Consider the following 18,087-nt stretch of genomic DNA (forward strand, 5'->3'; position numbering starts at 1 on the left):
CAACGTAGGGTGTTATGTTGCCTTTGTCATTGATTTGCAACCTCAGCTAATGCTTCTATGAGGTTGCGTTAAGTCTGCTTATTGGCTAAACGGGCTACGATAAACCAAAGGTGAGATTGTACTGTTTGATGTATTCAGCACGGCTAAAACGTTCCACTACGATTTTATGATTCAGCTTTAGCCATTGTCGCCACGGTTGTTGGTGTAATAACAACTGCTGAATCGCCACAGCAATGCTGTCGACGCTGTTAGGATCCGCACCGATACCAGCTTCGATGCCGTCGAGAAACCCATCTATTCCGGTTGCGTTTGAGTACATTATCGGTACTCCACTTAGCAGCGACTCTACATAAGCCATGCCAAAGGTTTCATTGCGGCTAGGCAACACCATGCCAGCATAATTTGGCAGGGTTTGCAGCAGTTGTTGATTATCGGTTTGACCCAGCAAGGTGACGTTAGCAGCTAACCCAAGCTGGTCGATATGTTGTTGGGCCTTTTTCATCGACTTTGGGAAGCCTCCGCCAATGATATCTAAGCGCAAATCGGGGTAGCTGGTTGTGAGTTGTGCCACCGCTTGTAGTAACGGAACAAACCCTTTCTTTTCCTGTACATTTAGGTCCATGATGCTTACAAGGTGGTTGTGCTGAAATGTGACTACGGGAGACCAATCTCGCTCGGCCACAAAGTTAGGCAGCAACGATTCTTTGTGCGGGTCAATGTTGAAGTGGCGTACCATTTGAGCTTTGAACCACGCAGAAACGTAATAAATCTTGGTGGCGTCATTGAGCTGGCGGCGGTAGAACGGCTTGTAATGGGGTTTATAGCGGAGGATTTTTTGTTCGGCCTCACCTCGAACAGATAACGCTAATGGCACATTAAGCCAGCGTGAAAGCCACCAACCGGCGATCCCTTCAAAGCTAAACTTGTGGGCATGAATTGAGGCAATGCTAAGGCGTTCGCTTTGTACTGTCCGGTATATCCGCCATGCCACAATGGTCATACTTAAAAACAGCAGTATTCCGTAGGGTAGGCCCCAGTATTTCATTGATGTAACTTTATTATCGCCTTGATCATCGCCAACGAGCGCATTGCAGGCGCTAGGGTTAGCAGTTCGCCGTAGGGCAAAAACGCGATAGTCGACTTCAGGGTTGGCGCGAATAAAGTTACGTACCGCCGGGGTGTTAGTGCTGCGGTTTAGCGAGGGGTACTCTACGGCAAGGTGCAGTACACAGCGTCGAGCTGGTGTCACCTTACTCATGAGTTGTCTCCCAGTGCGTTATAAAGAAAGGTGAGGTTGCCTAGTAAGTAGCGCCGCCACATGCGCTTAGGTTCTTGGATTAGACGATACAACCACTCAAGTTTCATCTTGCGTAACCAGGATGGTGCACGGCTTACGTCACCTGCGGTAAAGTCAAACAAGGCGCCGACCCCAATACCTACCACTGCACCGGTTTGACTTAGGTTGCGGTCTAACCAGCGTTCTTGTAGTGGATTGCCCATGGCGACAATAACCACATTCGCCTTGGCGTCAGCTATCTGCTTACAGATCTGCTGATCGTCGTCGAAGAACCCATGATGATAACCAACCCATTGATGCTGCGGATATTGTTGTTGCCAAGTAGCGAAGCATCGCTGGACGTTGTTGGGCTTCGCACCGAGCAGAAAGATCCGCAGTGATTGTTGGCTGTTGGCAAAATAACGCGGGGTAAAGTCGGTGCCATTGAGGTTTTCAGAGAAACTTTGGCCATACTTGAGTCGACTTGCCATCGAAACCCCAACACCATCGTTAAGTACTAAGCAGCGATTGAGCAGTTGTCGATAGTTACTATCGTTACGGGCAAGGTTGATGGTATGAGCGTTGGCGTAGGCAACCACTAATGGCTGTTGGAGCTTGATGGCGTTATCTAGGCTGGCAATAACGGCTTCACCATCACGACTATCCATCTGCACCCCTTGCAAGGTTTTTGGTTGCAAACCTAGTTGTTGGTATTGAGCAATAAAGGTTTTAGCAACCGTAGGCCAAGCATAATGTGCAGCTCTCTCAATGGCGGCACGCCGCAATTGAGGATAATGCGGTTCTACCGAAGTGAAGTAGTTTGCAATAGACTTGGCTGCTTGAGTAGGGTCATCAAAATTGATAATTTGGCCAAGTTGGGCTTGTTCGACGATCCGACTGAAACTCGGGATGTTGGAAGCTAGCGGCAGAAGGCCAGCTGCCATCCCTTCGATCAGTGTTAACCCAAATCCTTCATATTCTGATGCGCTAATGATGAAGTTAGCATTACTAACTTGTGCTTTTACTTGTTGATCAGAAAGGTCGGTATGAAGCGTTACTTGGCTATTGAGTTTGAGCCTGTCGATCTGCTGGCGTAAGCGTAGCTCGTTGCCATCCCAATCTTTGCCTACAATTCGCAAAGTGGCATCGATATCCAACTTCATCAGTTCGGCCATCATCGCCACAAGTTTGTCGATGCGTTTGTTATCAGAGAAACGACCGATGAAAATCATATTAGGCTGATGCTGCTGTTGACCTGCATTGGCAAATTTAGCGGTATCTACTCCGTTTTCAATCAAAAGGAGTTTAGGTGCACAGATAGGTTTGAAGCGCTGATAGTCGTTATTACTGCATGCGTAAACCTGCCGATATGCCTTCAACGACAAACGAGTAACGGTGTTAAACAGCAGCTTTTTGGTTGTACTGGCAAAGGGGGTATGAAAAAAACCACCATGGGTTGATAACAATAACGGTTTGCCATGAAATGGCGCGGTGAGCGCTAAATAGTCAACAAAGAAATCAACACCGTGTACGTGGATAAGGTCGTAGCTACTAAGGTACGAGCTAATCGTCGGTGCAATAGGGTATTTGTAACTACCGCGGTAACCAATTCGAGTCACGGGGATGCCATCGATGCAATCCGCGGCCGGTAATGTTTCCGCCTGTTGGTGAAATACCCGATTAAGCGTTAACACTTCGGCGTCTATGCCGTTACTGCGTTGCTCTAACACTAGTGATTTAACGAAGTTTTCCAGGCCTCCCATTGCAGGGGAGAATTGGCGTACGATATGTAAAACCCGCATTTAAGTATCCCTACTTGTACAGTTCGACTGGTGGCCTTTTCATCAGATAGCGCACCTTTCCCATGTTTTTCTGCATCAACATCTGATATTGAAAGCTGTATTTTTTACTGAATGGTTTACAGGCTAGTGCCGCAATGGCACCTACCCAGGATTGCAGCATTGCTCGCAGGCAATGAAAGCTACGACTAATAAGTGATTTTGGCGCGATGAAGGTACAGGCATAGGTCTCGCCAATGCGGGTAGCTTGTGCCAACAAGTAGGCTGCGTTAAGGCGATGGGGCTCCGCAGTCTCTGTTACCACGGCTTCTCGGCAAGCGATAATCTTACCCCCGTTTTGCGCGATAGCGCTGAAAAATGCGCTGTCTTCACCGCCGGTAGTCCCCATTTTTTTGTCAAAAGGGCTGCTAGGGTGTGGCAGCGCATCCCGTCTCACTAATGAGTTGCCTGTTAAACCGACGGAGAGTTGACTACCAGTTGCCTCGGTTTGCCGTCCTAAAAAATTACCTTCGCGGATCCAGGCCGGTGATTCCGGTGGGTAAATGGTATCCACTTGACCAACAACTGCTGCGGCTTGATAGGTCTGTGCACACTCCAACAGCCTTAATAACCATTGTGAGTCAGCCTCTTCATCGTCATCAATAAACGCTAAGTAATCACCATTGGCATTGGCTACCGTCATATTGCGCGTTAGTGAGATATTTTTCTCAGGTTGAATTTGATAATGAACCTCGATGTCGTTGTTGGCACAAAATGCATCGACAATGGGTTTGCCAGAGCCCAGCGGATCGTTGTCGGCGATCGAGATATTGATGTCGACGTCACTAGGCAGTTGTAGGGCAGCAATACTATTTAAGGTTGCGGCCAGTTGAGGTCGGCGATAAGTACATAGGCATACCGTTACTCTGGTGCGCATCTCATAATCCTCTGATCAATAACTACACGTGCAACTCCAACAAAGGCAAGCAATTGAATAATCCACATCCCATGGCTGCCACGCATAATGCTGCTTTCAGTAATGTTGTGCATCAGGGTGAGCACGACCAAGATCCACAGCAGAAAAAATATTTGTGGGTGTTGCTCCCTGATCTTACCTGACAAGATTGAAAACTGAGCCAGTACGAGCAAGTAAACGGTAAGGCCGGTGACTCCCAGAATGGCGAGGAGATCCAGATAGCCGTTGTGACCCTGGTTGAGTAACTGAAGGTAGCTTTTGCCGTAAAGCACATTGGGAGATTGAGCGCCAATGCCCCAAAATGAGCCGTAGCCGTGCCCTAATAGCCAATGCTTGTCGATCTGTTCGAGCAAAAATGCCCAAACATAGTCTCGTCCCGTAAATCCAGGATCTGTCATGAACTGGCCTAAAAACTCTTTGATGTGCCAGTTTTGCCAGCCAAGGGTAATCTGAGTAAGCATGGTGATAACTAAAGTGGTTGCTAGTAACAACACCCCGAAGTTGAACTTGTATTGCCGCGCTAACAAATTGATGACGAACACGAGACTCGGAACAACAATCAATAGCGCAATGGAGGTCTTTGATACTGATAGAATCAGCATCGTCAGCCACAGGAGAATATAGGCACTGTTGTAGTTGCGATTGATCTGTTGTTGAAACAACAGCCTTACCGAAGCGCCAAAACAGATGGCTAATAATGCCATGGCTCCCAAGCTGTTTTTACTTCGATGAATACCGTAAAAGTAGCCATCGATATCGAAGTTACCGCTGAGTAAGGTCAATAGATTGAGCATCATTGCGATAGCGCAAACTCGGTAAAGGATGAGTAGCAGTTGGTTCGGATTACGGATATAGCAAACTCCGCTGCAGACGGAGGTAATAATAAACAAAAATAATATAGCTCGGCGTAACGATATGCTGGAGTTTAGTGCCCAAAGTGTACTGACCAGTACCATGATGGTCAGCAGCGCCAGCGGCCATTGGGTCAACATCAACTGTTTGAAGCGCCAAGGGCTGCGCAAGATTGACCAAATCGCTAACAGCATCATGCTAATCCAAAATACTTGGTTAAATGCATTGCCTGATGAGGTACCACTAGTATGGGCAGCGAGTTCCATTTCAGAGAAGTTGCCAACGGCAGCAATCTGTGGAGTTAGCACATCAAAACTCAGAGCGCAGATTAAGGTTAGGATCACCACTGCGAGTCTATTGTTTGTTGTATATTGCGAGGTGTTGTCGGCAACAAACCAATTTAACCACGGAGTTAACATGGCTTCGCTCCTGCGCTAATTGCTAGGCGTTCTGGTCGAAATAGGTTAATCACATAAAGTAGAACAAATGCCTCGCCGATTAGGACCCCAGCAATCACCCAATCTGGTTGGTTTAGTAGGCTAATAAGAGATAAAACCGATAATGAGACTGCGGCACCCCAAATAGTAGCCATCGCTAACTCTTTGAATCGGTTCTGTACCTGAATGGCGGTGCTGTAGCTGCTACGTACGTGGAATAGCAGATTAATCACTGCCCACTGGGCAACAACAATGGCGATGTCAGGGTATTGATCAGCAAATAAGTGCTGCTGCAGTAGTGGCCATAACCACCATAGTATTGCGGCAAAGATAATATTGAAGATCAGGAAGCCAGTAGCTCCCATATGGGTGAGCGAGCGAAACTCATCAAGTTGTTTGTTGCCCAGCATTCTCGCCATAGTTGGCTTAGCTACCCGAGTCCATGCTGAGGTAATCACGTTCAGAGGGCCGAAGAAAACCCGTCCAGCTTGAATGAAGCCAACCGTAGCAGAGCCAAATACTGCGCCGATAAGAATCACATAGCCTCGATTTTGCATTTCGGTGGTAATCACCCCCACCAATGACCAACGAGCCTGCTGCCAAATCGGTTGATAGTTACGATAAAGTGCTCGCCATTTGGCTTGGTTGAGTAAACGCGACTCGTGATAGAGCATGGTGATGGAGCAAAGTAGATTTGATATTGCTAGCCACCATAATACGGTCGCCACACCTACAGCCTCCCAGCTATTTATGGCGACCCAAACACCGACGCCTCCAACAAAGATGACAATGCCGATCAGATCAGTGCTCAATATCGGTAGTAGATTGAGCTCTGAAGCCCAGCGATTGCGAAGATACTCTCTAATTAGTCGTGAACTGAGGTAAGCCGTAACTGGCCCCGTTAGGTGATGGAGGTTAGTTAATATCGGCAGCTGCAGCACTAAAAGCATGAGCAATGTTAAAACAGTCAGTAGCAATAGGTTGGTTTGCGCCAATGTCTTGCGGATTGACTGTGGATCATTGCTGGCGGGTACCAAAACGGAGTAGGGCGTATTAACCAATGCATTCTGCAGGCTGAGTAACATGAAGCTCACCGCAAATACGATGGAATAGACCCCAAAATCGGCGGCGGACCACCATTTAAGCAGCGCAATATTTAATGCGAAGTTGAAGGCGCTCATAATCCCTTGGTCGATCAAAGAGATCGTTACTTTTTCCCTCAACAGCCCTCTCCCTTGACCCAAACTTTAACTGGTAACTTCGCTCAGTATAGGTGTAAGCCGTAGAAAAATGGTTAAAAAATTGCCAGCTAAAGAGTCCGTTGCAGACTATGTTTACTTTCAGTGGGTAATGCCGAGGATCATTCGACAGGGAGTGTAAATGGTATGGTAAAAGTAGTTCCGGTAGTGCTTGCTGGCGGCAGTGGGACGCGACTGTGGCCGCTGTCTCGCACCCAGTTTCCAAAGCAGTTTTTGTCACTGGTTGGTGAGCAAACGATGTTGCAGCAAACTATTTTGCGTCTCAACACGTTGTCGACATCGACTCCGATGGTGATTTGCAATGAAGAACATCGCTTTATTGCTGCGGAGCAGTTGCGGGCAATTGATACGCCGGCAACCATCGTATTGGAGCCCTGCGGTCGGAATACTGCCCCAGCACTAGCCATTGCCTCTTTGCTTAGCAGTCAAGATGACGACCCGCTGTTGTTAGTATTGGCAGCCGATCATGTTATTGAGGATACGACTGCTTTTGTCGACAGCATTCAACGTGCCATTCCGATGGCCAACAGTGGCAAGTTAGTCACCTTTGGCATAGTGCCTGATTCGGCTCATACCGGTTATGGCTATATCCGAACAGGAGCGGTGATTGACGCTGGTCATGAGGTCGCTCAGTTCGTTGAGAAACCAAGTGCTACTGTTGCGCAACAATACCTCGATAGTGGTGAATATCTATGGAATAGCGGCATGTTTTTGTTTCGTGCCAGTCGTTATTTAGCAGAACTCAATCAATATCGAAGTGATATTGCTTCGGCTTGTGAAGCCGCCGTAGCCACAACTGAGAGTGACTTAGATTTTCTCCGTTTAGATAACGACGCCTTTCGCGCATGCCCTGCAGAATCTATCGACTTTGCAGTAATGGAGCGAACTAAAGATGCGGTCGTGGTACCACTGAATGTTGGTTGGAATGACATTGGAGCGTGGTCTGCATTATGGCAGGTTTCAGCCAAGTCTGATGAGGGTAACGTCGTCCGAGGGGATAACCTATTGCATGACGTTAGTGGCTGTTTTCTCCATGGTGAAGAACGCCTTATTGCTGCTGTTGGTATAACCGACTTAGTCGTGATTGACACCCCTGATGTGTTGTTGGTCTCTGATCGAGAGCGAGCACAAGAGGTAAAGCACCTTGTTGAGCAGTTAAAAGGGCAGGAGCGACAAGAACTAAATTGTCACCGTAAAGTTTTCCGCCCTTGGGGCTATTACGACTCCATTGATACCGGCAATCGCTATCAGGTCAAACACATCACCGTTAAGCCAGGAGCAAAGCTGAGCGTACAGATGCATCACCATCGAGCAGAGCACTGGGTCGTGGTATCCGGTACAGCCAAAGTGACCAATGGCGATAAAACCTTTTTGGTGGCCGAAAACGAATCGACTTACATTCCGATCGGGGTGGTTCACGCCCTTGAGAATCCAGGCAAAGTCCCCTTGGAGTTAATAGAGGTGCAGTCAGGTTCTTACCTCGGTGAGGATGACATTATTCGTTTTGAAGACAATTACGGTCGGTGTAAATGATGACTACACTTACATGCTTTAAAGCGTATGACATCCGTGGCCGGCTAGGAGAGGAGTTGAATGAAGATATTGCCTATCGCATTGGACGTGCTTTTGCTCAGTACCTTCGGGCAAAACGCGTAGTGATAGGCGGTGACGTTAGATTATCTTCATCGTCTCTCAAACACGCCTTGGCCAAAGGGCTAATGGCCAGTGGGGCTGATGTTATCGATATCGGTATGGTCGGTACTGAAGAGGTCTATTTTGCTACTCAGTTTCTTGAGGTGGATGGTGGAATCGAGGTAACGGCTTCACATAACCCCATGGACTATAACGGCATGAAGTTGGTGCGTGAGCACAGCAAGCCAATCTCTGGTGACACTGGCTTAAATGAGATCCGGCAGCTGGCTGAAAGCAATCGTTTTGATGATGTCGTGTTTGGTCGCTATAGCACTCAGGATGTCTTACCCGCCTATATTGAACATTTGTGCGGCTATATTGACATGACGGCACTAAAACCACTCCGCTTAGTCGTCAACTCAGGCAATGGTGCAGCTGGACATGTCGTTGATGCCCTCGAGCAGAAATTCAAGGCCCTCAACGTACCTATCTCCTTCATAAAAATTCACCACGAAGCTGATGGCAACTTCCCCAATGGCATCCCAAATCCGCTTTTACCAGAAAGGCGTCAGTCAACTCAAGATGCAGTTATTAAGCATGGTGCTGATATGGGGATTGCTTGGGATGGGGATTTTGACCGCTGTTTTCTCTTTGATGAGACAGGTGCGTTTATTGAGGGATATTACATTGTCGGCTTGCTGGCGGAAGTCTTTACCAGCAAGCACCCTGGTTCGAAAGTCATTCACGACCCTCGGTTGATTTGGAACACCCAAGATATCGTCAACAACTGTAATGGCACCGCCGTGATGTCGAAAACTGGGCACGCTTTTATTAAGGAGCGAATGCGTCAAGAGGACGCCATTTATGGTGGCGAGATGAGTGCACATCATTATTTTCGAGACTTTGGCTATTGCGATAGCGGCATGATCCCCTGGCTCTTAGTGTGTGAGCTTTTGGTACAAAGCCAACAGAGTTTGTCGTTGTTAGTCGCGCAGATGATTGAGCGTTACCCCTCTTCTGGGGAACTCAATTTTCATATCGATGACCCAAAGCGGGCGATCAGTCTAGTTGAACAACATTTTGATAGCAGTGCACTAGCGGTAGATCGAACCGATGGACTGAGTATGAGTTTTGATGATGGTTTGAACCAATGGCGCTTTAACCTCCGTTGTTCTAATACCGAGCCCGTTGTTCGGTTGAATGTGGAGTCACGTGGTAATCGCTGTTTAATGGCGCAGCAGACCGACAGCGTTATTCAACTGTTAAAACAATAGAAGTGCTCAGGTGCGCAACAATGAAAGATGATGAAACACGAAACATGGCGGAACGGTACATGATGAATGTGGTGAATTCTCTGTTTAACAGTGTGGCGGTAATGCCAAAGTATGGATGGGCATTCTATGCAGCATGAACAGGGGCAACATCGAGGATTAACCTTCTCTCGGTCTCATGGTTTTGCAATTCTATTTCGCCTACTTGATATCGCGGTGGTGCAATGGGCATTGCAACTGGCATTGTGGATTAAAGGTATTGAGATAGCAGGCGATCAGCTGCTCACTGCAATCTTCGCTTCGTTAGGCTTTGCCTTCTTTGCTGAGTCGCTTGATCTCTATCGTTCTTGGCGATCCACACGACTCAATGAAATGTTGATGACCAATTGGGTCAGCTGGATATTGGCATGTTGCTTTGTTGAAGCATGCACCTTCTTGTTTCCGGAGAAGGTAACCGTCGATCGCTTTACGGTGTTGTGGTGGGCCGGTATAGGCTTAGTACTATTTACAGTACTAAGGGTTGCGGCGAGGCAAATTATATTTTCGCTACGTAGGCGTGGCTTTAATACTCAACGAGCAGCCATCCTGGGAGTAACCAACTCAGGGAAAGCGATGGCAAAGAATATTGTTGAAAACCCACAGCTCGGGATCAACTTCGTCGGCTTCTTTGATGATCGCTCTCCTGAACGAATCGAAGAGATTGAAGGTTCCGAAGTTGCGGCATTGGGAAATCTTGATCAGGCGATTGAGCTAGCTAAGAGCAACGACATCGATGTTATTTACATCGCCATGCCTATGCGTGCAGAGAAGAGGATCACTGAGATATTGATGCTCTGTGGTGACAGCACTGCCGCTGTTCACATCATTCCTGATTTTTTTGTCTATAACTTATTACATGCACGCTGGCACGAAGTGGGAGAAGTTCAGTCACTTAGTGTTTATGACAGCCCACTCGATGATCTAGCGAGTTGGTCTAAGCGAGTTGAAGATATTGTCTTAGCGACGCTGATTCTAGCAGTTGTGTTGTTGCCAATGTTGGCTATTGCCTTGGCCATTAAACTGACATCACCTGGGCCGATTATTTTCAAACAGTTTCGTTATGGCATGGATGGTCGGCAAATTAGTGTATGGAAATTCAGGTCAATGAGCACTCAGGAAAATGGTGCAGTAGTAACGCAGGCAACCAGAAATGACCCTCGAGTTACCCCTTTAGGTCAGTTTCTACGTCGGACCTCATTGGATGAGCTCCCTCAATTCTTCAATGTTTTACAAGGGCAGATGTCAGTGGTTGGGCCTCGGCCTCATGCGGTTGCCCACAACGAACAATACCGCACCTTAATTGGTGGCTATATGCTTCGACACCATATGAAACCGGGGATCACTGGGTGGGCGCAGATCAATGGCTGGCGTGGCGAGACCGACACATTAGAAAAAATGGAAAAACGCCTCGAGTTTGACTTGGCGTACATAAGAAATTGGTCATTGTGGTTTGACATTAAAATTGTCTTTAAGACCATCTTTAAGGGCTTCAACGATTCAAATGCTTACTAGGGAAGGAATACGACTATGAAACGAATGCTACCCGTAGTGTTATTGACAACCACCTCGATAGTTCATGCTGCCGACGTCTACCAACCGGCTCCGATACACCTTTCAGATAGTTGGGACTTAACGCCTAAAGTAGCCGTCGGTTTGGGTTTTGATGACAATACCGCTAACTCGAATAGTGGTGAGATAGACAGTTGGTTTTGGCGTATTGCACCTGAGTTGTTACTGCACGCCGGTGATGACAATAACAACTACCAAATTGACTACCGTATGGTCGATGGTAACTATTTTTCCAGCAGTGAAGATGACTTTACTGATCATTCATTGAAGTTTGCGGTTGAGCATCACTTTACCCGCCGTCATCGCATTGATGCTCATTATCAGTATCGACGTGAGCATGAATCCCGTGGCGAAGGCATCACTGAAGGGCAGGGGCTTGCTGTCGATGAAGTGGCAGAAATGGATGTGCAAGATGCGGCTCTGGTTTACGGCTTTGGTCGTGAGGCGGCCCGTATCAATTTAGATTTTGAATTGGGTTATTACGACAAGGACTACGATAACCTCAAGAATATTTCGCAGTACAGCGATTACTCAACTGAGCGTGCCCGAGTAACTATGTATTGGCGCTTAGGTTCAAGAACGCGTTTGCTGGGCGAATGGAACGGTTATGACACCGAATACGATGATGACCCAATTAACGCGCCAGAACGAGGCAGTAAGAGCTACCGATTATTCGCTGGTGTTACATGGGAAGCAACCAGTAAGACCTCCGGTACTATTAAGCTCGGTTACGAAGAGCGCGACTTTGACTCCAGCGAACGAGAAGATTTTGATGGACTTGCGTGGCAAGCCAGCGTTGACTATCAACCACGAACCTACTCAACCTTTACCCTCACCAGTGGTGGCCGAGCAAAAGATCCGGATACCTTTGGTGACTACATCGAAGAAACGACCTTAGGTCTAGCGTGGAACCATCAATGGCGTCCTCGACTGTCAACCTTCACCTCCGTGCAATACGTCGGTGAGGAGTTCACAGGTTTTGATCGAGATGACGACATGTATAAAGCCAAGGTTGGGGTATCGATGGCATGGAAACGCTGGTTAGCGAGTGATTTCAGCTATGAGTTTGTGGATCAAGATTCCAATATTGAGGTAGCTAAGTATGACAAGAACATCTTCTTGGCGTCACTCCGCATCTCTTTGTAAGGCGCTGTGCCTAGCTGTTGTCCTGTTGTGGTCTGCGCCCAGCTGGAGTAATGCAGACTATCGCTTAAGTGCTGGTGATCAGATCTCAATACTAGTCTACGGCGAGGACGACCTTACCTTAGAAACAAGGCTAGGGGAGTCCGGGATGATTAATTACCCTTACCTTGGATTAATTAAGGCTAAGGGCATGAGCGTAGCTGAGCTAGAGCTATCAATTAATCGAGGTCTTAAAGGTGATTACCTGATTAATCCCAGCGTTCATGTCAGCGTTACCGAGTATCGACCTTTCTACATCTACGGTGAAGTTAATCGTCCTGGAGGCTACCCTTATCAGCCTGGATTAACCGTCGAGCGCGCAGTCGCTTTAGCTGGCGGATTAACAGAGCGAGCTTCCACCAGTGGGATTGTAGTGAATCGTCAAGTTGGAACTAAGAAAAATACATTGAATGTAAGGATGTCAGCATCGGTTTATCCAGACGATTCAATTGTTATCAAAGAAAGCTTTTTCTAAGGGGCTGGAATGTCAAATATGGCCATTAAAATGGATAATGAGCTGTTTTCGAGAGAGAAGGATATCGAACTCGGTCAATACTTTGAGATTCTTTGGCGCTATAAGTGGCGAATCGTTATTTTTGTCACTTTAGTTGCCAGCCTGGTTGTTATCACGTTGTACAACACTCCCCCTTATTACCTTTCTAAAGGAAGGTTATTGATCGAGTCTGATCAGGCTAAGGCGGTCTCGATCGATGACTTCTATGGTTTAGATTCTTCCAGAAAGGAGTATCTCCAGACCCAGTTTGAGATCATCAAAAGCAGAAGACTGGTTGAAAGAGCAATTGAACGATTGAACTTGGTGGTTCACCCGGAGTTTGTTAAACCCAAATACGGCAAGTGGCAGGCGTGGTTATTATCAACGGTTGAAACCGCACCAAATCAAGACCCGATGGAAGTGGTTCGAGGTAATTTGAGCCATTATCTGGATTGGCTCCCTATCGATTGGTCATCGCAGCCGACCGATCCTGCTGCCGAGTTAGCATACCAACACACGTTATTGGTTCAGGAGTTTTCATCACGGTTAGTTGTGGCTCCAGTACCAAACACCCAATTAGTAGATATCGGTTTTTATGCCAAAAGCCCAGAGTTAGCGGCACTCGTTGCCAATACCATGGGCGATATCTATATCGAGAACCACTTAGACGCGAAATTGAATGTTACGCGCAAAGCCTCGGAATGGTTAAGTGCTCGTTTAGATGAACTGTTAGTTGGATTGCGAATTTCGGAAGAAAAGCTGCAACTGTTTCGTGAAGCTAATGGCTTATTGGAAATAGACGGTACCGTTGGCCTGGTTAGTGTCGAGATGAACGAACTAACCTCACAATTATCACTTGCAAGGCAGCGCCGTGACGATGCCAATGCGTTGTTGAGCCTAGTACGGAGAAAGGGCGCAGGTAGTATTGAAGACCTTGATGGACTCGCAGAGATAAGTGGTCACAGATTTATTCAAGAGATGCAAAAGTCCGAAGTGGACGCCGCATCAAGCGTTGCTGAGCTCTCTAAGCGCTATGGTCCTAAGCACAATAAAATGATTGCCGCTAAGGCCCAACTGGCCGAAGTGCGAGCGAATATGCGCAGTCAAGTGAGAAAGTTAGTGCAGGGCATTGAGCAAGAGTACCAAACCCTCAACTCATCAGCAGCGGCATTAGAGCGTCAATTGAACAAGGCCAAGACACAGTACCAAGAACAAAGCCGGGTTGAAGTGGAATATCGAGAAATTCAACGTGAGGTGGAATCAAACCGTCGTATCTATGAAACCTTCCTTAATCGCATGAAGGAAACCGGTGCGGTAGCCGATTTTAATGCAGCTCATGCTCGCTTCACTGATATGGCAGAGCCCTCTTTATACCCAGCTAAGCCGAAAAAGAAACTGATATTAGTGCTGGCGACGGCTATCGCGGCAGTGTTTGCCTGTGCGATAGCACTTATTCACAGCGCTATTACAGACACCATCACTACCACTGATCAAGTTGAAAACAAACTGGCCTCTAAGTTACTGGGTACAATTCCGTTGCAAAAGTCGAAAGGACGTCTTGATGCGAATCACTTTTTCGACAACACCGCTGCGAGTTTTGCTGAGTCATGGCGCACGGTGCGAACCAGCTATTTGTTGGCCCACCTCGATGATGGGGCCAAGCGGATATGTATTACCTCGACCGTGCCAGGGGAGGGCAAGAGTACCTCTTCCTTCAACTTTGCACTGGCGCTATCCCAACTTGAAAGGGTGCTACTGATTGAAGCGGATTTGCGTAAGCCGGTGTTAGCTGGTGCATTAAACCTACCAAGCTATCAACCAGGGCTATCTAATCTTATTAGTGGTACTCACAATAAGGCTGACAGCATCTATACCGTACCTGATACCAGTCTTGATGTGATGGTGGCGGGGACGCCTGTTTCCAACCCATTGGAACTGTTGGAATCAAAAGAGTTTAAGCAACTGTTAGAGCGACTGCCGGAGCATTATGACCGAGTGATTGTTGATACGGCCCCTGTTGACGTTGTAAGCGATGCTTTGGTTGTTTCGCGCTTGGTCGACAGTGTTATTTACTTAGTGAAGTTTGGTAAGGCTCGGCGTTCATTGATAAAACGTTCTTTGGCGCGCCTGTTTGCCGTACACGCTAAAGTCGATGGGGTAGTGTTAAATGCAGTGCCCAAAAACAATCAAACCTATAAACGCTATAAGAGCTATTACGGTACTGGCAAATCAAGCTGAATGTAAGTAATGCTAGTAATGATGGCATCATGAAAATGGTGCCATCATTACTGCTGTATAAATAACCTATATCGTTCAAGGCCTTTGCTAGAATCTAGGATTTAATGACTAACAAGGCTTGCTTCCTCTTCGTAGATGCGTATAATTCATCCGGCTCGAGGCAATAAGTTTCAAGCAGCCACTTAGGTGGCATAAATAGCAACGCAATTAGTGTTGCATATACAGCGACTCCGATTGGGAGTCGAATGACTGGTGAATCATCGTTCTCCCTCCATTTTTATAAAGGAGTGGTGGAGTGTTTGGTTTGTGTGTTTCTTAGAGTTGGAGCTCTGGTCAATGCAGAACCAAAGAATCCGTATCCGTTTGAAGGCGTTCGATCATCGTCTGATCGATCAGTCCACAGCGGAAATCGTTGAGACTGCTAAGCGTACAGGTGCTCAAGTTCGCGGTCCTATCCCGCTGCCCACCCGTAAAGAACGCTACACAGTACTGATTTCTCCGCACGTTAACAAAGACGCGCGTGATCAATATGAAATCCGTACTCACAAGCGTTTGGTGGACATTGTTGAGCCTACCGACAAGACTGTTGACGCATTAATGCGTCTGGATCTAGCTGCAGGCGTAGACGTGCAGATCAGTCTGGGTTAAGTCCCCGGACTTGGAATAGAGGTTTTTTAGAATGGCTATCGGTCTTGTAGGTCGCAAAGTTGGTATGACTCGCATCTTCACTGAAGAAGGCGTTTCTATCCCTGTGACCGTTATCGAAGTAGAACCGAACCGTGTAACCCAGGTTAAAGGTTTGGAGAGCGACGGTTACCGCGCTATCCAGGTTACCGTAGGTGCTAAAAAAGCATCTCACGTTAACAAGCCTGACGCGGGCCACTTTGCCAAAGCTGGTGTAGAAGCCGGCCGCGGATTGTGGGAACACCGTCTGGGTACAGGTGAAGGTGAAGGCATCGAATTAGGTGCTGAGCTGAAAGTCGACATCTTTGCTGATGTTGCAAAAGTAGACGTTACCGGTCAATCAAAAGGTAAAGGTTTCCAGGGCGCTGTTAAGCGTTGGAACTTCCGCACCCAAGATATGACTCACGGTAACTCCTTGAGCCACCGTGCTCCTGGTTCGATTGGTCAAAACCAATCCCCAGGCAAGGTATTCAAGGGCAAGAAAATGGCTGGCCACATGGGCGCTGAGCAGGTAACTACTCACAACCTAGACGTGGTTCGTATTGACGCTGAGCGTAACCTTCTGTTGATCAAGGGCGCTGTCCCTGGTGCCAACGGCGGTGACGTTATCGTTAAGCCTGCCGTTAAAGCGTAACGTCTGAGGAGATAGTAATGGAATTGGCAATGAAAGGCGCTTCAAGCGCTCTTGAAGTTTCCGAAACTACCTTCGGGCGTGAATTCAATGAAGCACTGGTACACCAGGTAGTAGTAGCGTTTGCTGCTAATGCCCGTCAAGGTACCCGCGCTCAGAAGACCCGCGCTGAAGTTACTGGCACTGGCAAAAAGCCATGGCGTCAGAAAGGTACAGGCCGTGCACGTGCCGGTACCGTAAAGAGCCCAATCTGGCGTTCTGGTGGCGTAACATTCGCCGCTAAGCCGCAAGATCACGGCCAAAAAGTGAACAAGAAGATGTACCGCGCCGCTCTACGCAGCATTCTGTCTGAGCTGGTACGTCAAGATCGTCTGATCGTTGTTGAGAACTTCTCTGTTGAAGCTCCGAAGACCAAAGAATTGGCTGCGAAGTTGAAAGAGATGGAACTGAGCGACGTGCTGATCGTAACTGGTGAAGTTGATGAGAACCTATTCCTGGCTTCTCGTAACTTGTACAAAGTTGACGTTCGCGACGCAGACGGTATCGATCCGGTTAGCCTGATCGCGTTCGACAAGGTGCTGATTACTGCTGATGCAGTTAAACAGATTGAGGAGAAGCTAGCATGATCCGTGAAGAACGTTTGCTGAAAGTGCTGCTGGCTCCACACATCTCTGAAAAGAGCACCATGGCTGCTGAACTGAACAACACTGTTGTTTTCAAAGTAGCACTGGACGCAACCAAAGCTGAAATTAAAGCAGCGGTTCAGAAGCTTTTCGAAGTGGAAGTCACTGGCGTTCGCACCAGCGTAGTTAAGGGCAAGGTTAAGCGTACTGGCGCTCGTTTCGGTCGTCGTAGCGACTGGAAGAAAGCTTACGTAACCTTGGCTGAAGGCGCTGAAATCGATTTCGTCGACGGCGCTGAGTAAGCAGTAGGAGTTTAATAATGGCTATTGTTAAGTGTAAGCCTACCTCTGCAGGTCGTCGTCACGTAACCAAAGTGGTTAACGCTGAACTGCACAAAGGTAAGCCTCACGCCGCCTTGCTAGACAAAAAGTCTAAGTCTGGTGGTCGTAACAACGCTGGTCGCATCACCACTCGCCATATTGGCGGTGGTCATAAGCAGCACTACCGTATTGTTGACTTTAAACGCAACAAAGATGGCATCCCAGCCAAGGTAGAGCGCATCGAGTACGATCCAAACCGCAGCGCGAATATCGCTCTGGTTTTGTACGCAGATGGCGAGCGTCGTTACATCTTGTCCCCTAAAGGTTTGCATGCTGGTGACAGCATCAAGTCTGGTCAAGATGCAGATATCAAAGTGGGTAACGCATTGCCTATGCGCAACATCCCAGTTGGTTCTACCGTTCATAACGTAGAACTTCAACCGGGTAAAGGTGGTCAGCTGGCTCGTTCCGCTGGTGCCTACGCGCAAATCGTTGCTCGTGACGGTGTTTACGTAACCCTGCGTCTTCGCTCTGGCGAGATGCGCAAAGTACAGGCCGAAGGCCGCGCTACTTTGGGTGAAGTTGGTAACTCCGAGCACATGCTGCGTCAGCTTGGTAAAGCTGGTGCTAACCGCTGGCGCGGTATCCGCCCTACAGTTCGTGGTGTTGCCATGAACCCGGTGGATCACCCGCACGGTGGTGGTGAGGGTAAAACCTCAGGCGGTCGTCACCCGGTATCCCCATGGGGCGTACCAACTAAGGGTAAGAAGACTCGCAGCAACAAGCGTACCGATAAATTCATCGTACGTCGTCGTACGAAGTAATAT

Annotated in this window: 16 protein-coding genes; 11 read left to right on the forward strand and 5 right to left on the reverse strand. The window is 47.8% G+C overall.

Translation table 11 applies throughout. From position 1 onward, the window contains the following. Nucleotides 1-94: 94 nt before the first annotated feature. Genes HER31_RS17015 through HER31_RS17035 form a run of 5 tightly spaced genes read right to left on the reverse strand, consistent with a single transcriptional unit; the run spans nt 95 to nt 6,542 of the window. Nucleotides 95-1,258 (reverse strand): glycosyltransferase, encoded by a 1,164-nt coding sequence (locus HER31_RS17015; RefSeq protein ID WP_168662419.1) that lies wholly within the window; start codon nt 1,256-1,258, stop codon nt 95-97. Beyond that, nucleotides 1,255-3,078, reverse strand: coding sequence for a WecB/TagA/CpsF family glycosyltransferase (locus tag HER31_RS17020; RefSeq protein WP_168662421.1), 1,824 nt, complete (start codon nt 3,076-3,078; stop codon nt 1,255-1,257). Before HER31_RS17020 ends, HER31_RS17015 begins: the two co-directional genes overlap by 4 nt. A 10-nt stretch (nt 3,079-3,088) precedes the next feature. Beyond that, nucleotides 3,089-3,991 carry a glycosyltransferase family 2 protein gene (locus HER31_RS17025; RefSeq protein WP_168662423.1) on the reverse strand — a complete coding sequence of 301 codons (903 nt, stop codon included), beginning with the start codon at nt 3,989-3,991 and terminating at the stop codon, nt 3,089-3,091. Next, nucleotides 3,976-5,301: an O-antigen ligase family protein gene (locus HER31_RS17030; protein WP_168662425.1), complete on the reverse strand. Its 1,326-nt coding sequence runs from the start codon at nt 5,299-5,301 to the stop codon at nt 3,976-3,978. The genes HER31_RS17025 and HER31_RS17030 overlap by 16 nt, the downstream gene beginning before the upstream one ends. After that, the gene (locus HER31_RS17035) at nt 5,295-6,542 is read right to left on the reverse strand and encodes a lipopolysaccharide biosynthesis protein (protein WP_168662427.1); all 1,248 of its coding nucleotides are present in this window, start codon (nt 6,540-6,542) and stop codon (nt 5,295-5,297) included. The genes HER31_RS17030 and HER31_RS17035 overlap by 7 nt, the downstream gene beginning before the upstream one ends. A gap of 162 nt (nt 6,543-6,704) precedes the next feature. Here HER31_RS17035 and HER31_RS17040 point away from each other — a divergent pair, with 162 nt between their 5' ends. The 11 genes from HER31_RS17040 (at nt 6,705) to rplB (ending at nt 18,084) form a co-directional block, all read left to right on the forward strand. Next, the gene (locus HER31_RS17040; RefSeq protein WP_168662429.1) at nt 6,705-8,111 is read left to right on the forward strand and encodes a mannose-1-phosphate guanylyltransferase/mannose-6-phosphate isomerase; all 1,407 of its coding nucleotides are present in this window, start codon (nt 6,705-6,707) and stop codon (nt 8,109-8,111) included. Further along, nucleotides 8,111-9,484 (forward strand): phosphohexomutase domain-containing protein, encoded by a 1,374-nt coding sequence (locus tag HER31_RS17045; RefSeq protein WP_168663436.1) that lies wholly within the window; start codon nt 8,111-8,113, stop codon nt 9,482-9,484. The genes HER31_RS17040 and HER31_RS17045 overlap by 1 nt, the downstream gene beginning before the upstream one ends. 126 nt (nt 9,485-9,610) lie before the next feature. Continuing rightward, entirely contained in the window at nt 9,611-11,032 is a 1,422-nt protein-coding gene (locus tag HER31_RS17050; RefSeq protein ID WP_168662431.1) for an undecaprenyl-phosphate glucose phosphotransferase, read from the forward strand. Between the two features lie 15 nt (nt 11,033-11,047). Next, entirely contained in the window at nt 11,048-12,235 is a 1,188-nt protein-coding gene (locus HER31_RS17055) for an outer membrane beta-barrel protein (RefSeq protein ID WP_168662433.1), read from the forward strand. Further along, on the forward strand, nt 12,192-12,746 hold the full coding sequence (locus HER31_RS17060; protein ID WP_168662435.1) for a polysaccharide biosynthesis/export family protein: 555 nt from the start codon (nt 12,192-12,194) through the stop codon (nt 12,744-12,746). The genes HER31_RS17055 and HER31_RS17060 overlap by 44 nt, the downstream gene beginning before the upstream one ends. A 9-nt stretch (nt 12,747-12,755) precedes the next feature. Beyond that, a complete protein-coding gene (locus HER31_RS17065; RefSeq protein WP_168662437.1) occupies nt 12,756-15,002 on the forward strand; it encodes a GumC family protein in 2,247 nt (748 codons plus the stop codon). Between the two features lie 336 nt (nt 15,003-15,338). Continuing rightward, nucleotides 15,339-15,650 carry a 30S ribosomal protein S10 gene (gene rpsJ, locus HER31_RS17070; protein ID WP_013343788.1) on the forward strand — a complete coding sequence of 104 codons (312 nt, stop codon included), beginning with the start codon at nt 15,339-15,341 and terminating at the stop codon, nt 15,648-15,650. Nucleotides 15,651-15,681: 31 nt separating this feature from the next. Next, nucleotides 15,682-16,320: a 50S ribosomal protein L3 gene (gene rplC / locus HER31_RS17075; RefSeq protein WP_168662439.1), complete on the forward strand. Its 639-nt coding sequence runs from the start codon at nt 15,682-15,684 to the stop codon at nt 16,318-16,320. A gap of 17 nt (nt 16,321-16,337) precedes the next feature. Beyond that, the gene (gene rplD / locus HER31_RS17080; RefSeq protein WP_168662441.1) at nt 16,338-16,943 is read left to right on the forward strand and encodes a 50S ribosomal protein L4; all 606 of its coding nucleotides are present in this window, start codon (nt 16,338-16,340) and stop codon (nt 16,941-16,943) included. After that, a complete protein-coding gene (rplW, locus tag HER31_RS17085) occupies nt 16,940-17,242 on the forward strand; it encodes a 50S ribosomal protein L23 (protein ID WP_168662443.1) in 303 nt (100 codons plus the stop codon). Before rplD ends, rplW begins: the two co-directional genes overlap by 4 nt. Before the next feature lie 17 nt (nt 17,243-17,259). Next, nucleotides 17,260-18,084 carry a 50S ribosomal protein L2 gene (gene rplB / locus HER31_RS17090; protein ID WP_168662445.1) on the forward strand — a complete coding sequence of 275 codons (825 nt, stop codon included), beginning with the start codon at nt 17,260-17,262 and terminating at the stop codon, nt 18,082-18,084. The last annotated feature ends 3 nt before the right edge of the window (nt 18,085-18,087 follow it).

The organism is Ferrimonas lipolytica (assembly GCF_012295575.1).
GTDB classification, from domain to species: Bacteria; Pseudomonadota; Gammaproteobacteria; order Enterobacterales; family Shewanellaceae; genus Ferrimonas; species Ferrimonas lipolytica.

What these genes read in the sequence shown, in the direction of transcription:
- HER31_RS17045 (WP_168663436.1), top strand. Translation starts at nt 8,111, where the DNA reads ATGACTACACTTACATGCTTTAAAGCGTATGACATCCGTGGCCGGCTA.
- rplW (WP_168662443.1), top strand. Translation starts at nt 16,940, where the DNA reads ATGATCCGTGAAGAACGTTTGCTGAAAGTGCTGCTGGCTCCACACATC.
- rplB (WP_168662445.1), top strand. Translation starts at nt 17,260, where the DNA reads ATGGCTATTGTTAAGTGTAAGCCTACCTCTGCAGGTCGTCGTCACGTA.
- HER31_RS17065 (WP_168662437.1), top strand. Translation starts at nt 12,756, where the DNA reads ATGTCAAATATGGCCATTAAAATGGATAATGAGCTGTTTTCGAGAGAG.
- rplC (WP_168662439.1), top strand. Translation starts at nt 15,682, where the DNA reads ATGGCTATCGGTCTTGTAGGTCGCAAAGTTGGTATGACTCGCATCTTC.
- HER31_RS17030 (WP_168662425.1), bottom strand. Translation starts at nt 5,301, where the DNA reads ATGTTAACTCCGTGGTTAAATTGGTTTGTTGCCGACAACACCTCGCAA.
- HER31_RS17050 (WP_168662431.1), top strand. Translation starts at nt 9,611, where the DNA reads ATGCAGCATGAACAGGGGCAACATCGAGGATTAACCTTCTCTCGGTCT.
- rplD (WP_168662441.1), top strand. Translation starts at nt 16,338, where the DNA reads ATGGAATTGGCAATGAAAGGCGCTTCAAGCGCTCTTGAAGTTTCCGAA.
- HER31_RS17055 (WP_168662433.1), top strand. Translation starts at nt 11,048, where the DNA reads ATGAAACGAATGCTACCCGTAGTGTTATTGACAACCACCTCGATAGTT.
- HER31_RS17060 (WP_168662435.1), top strand. Translation starts at nt 12,192, where the DNA reads ATGACAAGAACATCTTCTTGGCGTCACTCCGCATCTCTTTGTAAGGCG.
- HER31_RS17040 (WP_168662429.1), top strand. Translation starts at nt 6,705, where the DNA reads ATGGTAAAAGTAGTTCCGGTAGTGCTTGCTGGCGGCAGTGGGACGCGA.
- rpsJ (WP_013343788.1), top strand. Translation starts at nt 15,339, where the DNA reads ATGCAGAACCAAAGAATCCGTATCCGTTTGAAGGCGTTCGATCATCGT.
- HER31_RS17015 (WP_168662419.1), bottom strand. Translation starts at nt 1,258, where the DNA reads ATGAGTAAGGTGACACCAGCTCGACGCTGTGTACTGCACCTTGCCGTA.
- HER31_RS17020 (WP_168662421.1), bottom strand. Translation starts at nt 3,078, where the DNA reads ATGCGGGTTTTACATATCGTACGCCAATTCTCCCCTGCAATGGGAGGC.
- HER31_RS17025 (WP_168662423.1), bottom strand. Translation starts at nt 3,991, where the DNA reads ATGCGCACCAGAGTAACGGTATGCCTATGTACTTATCGCCGACCTCAA.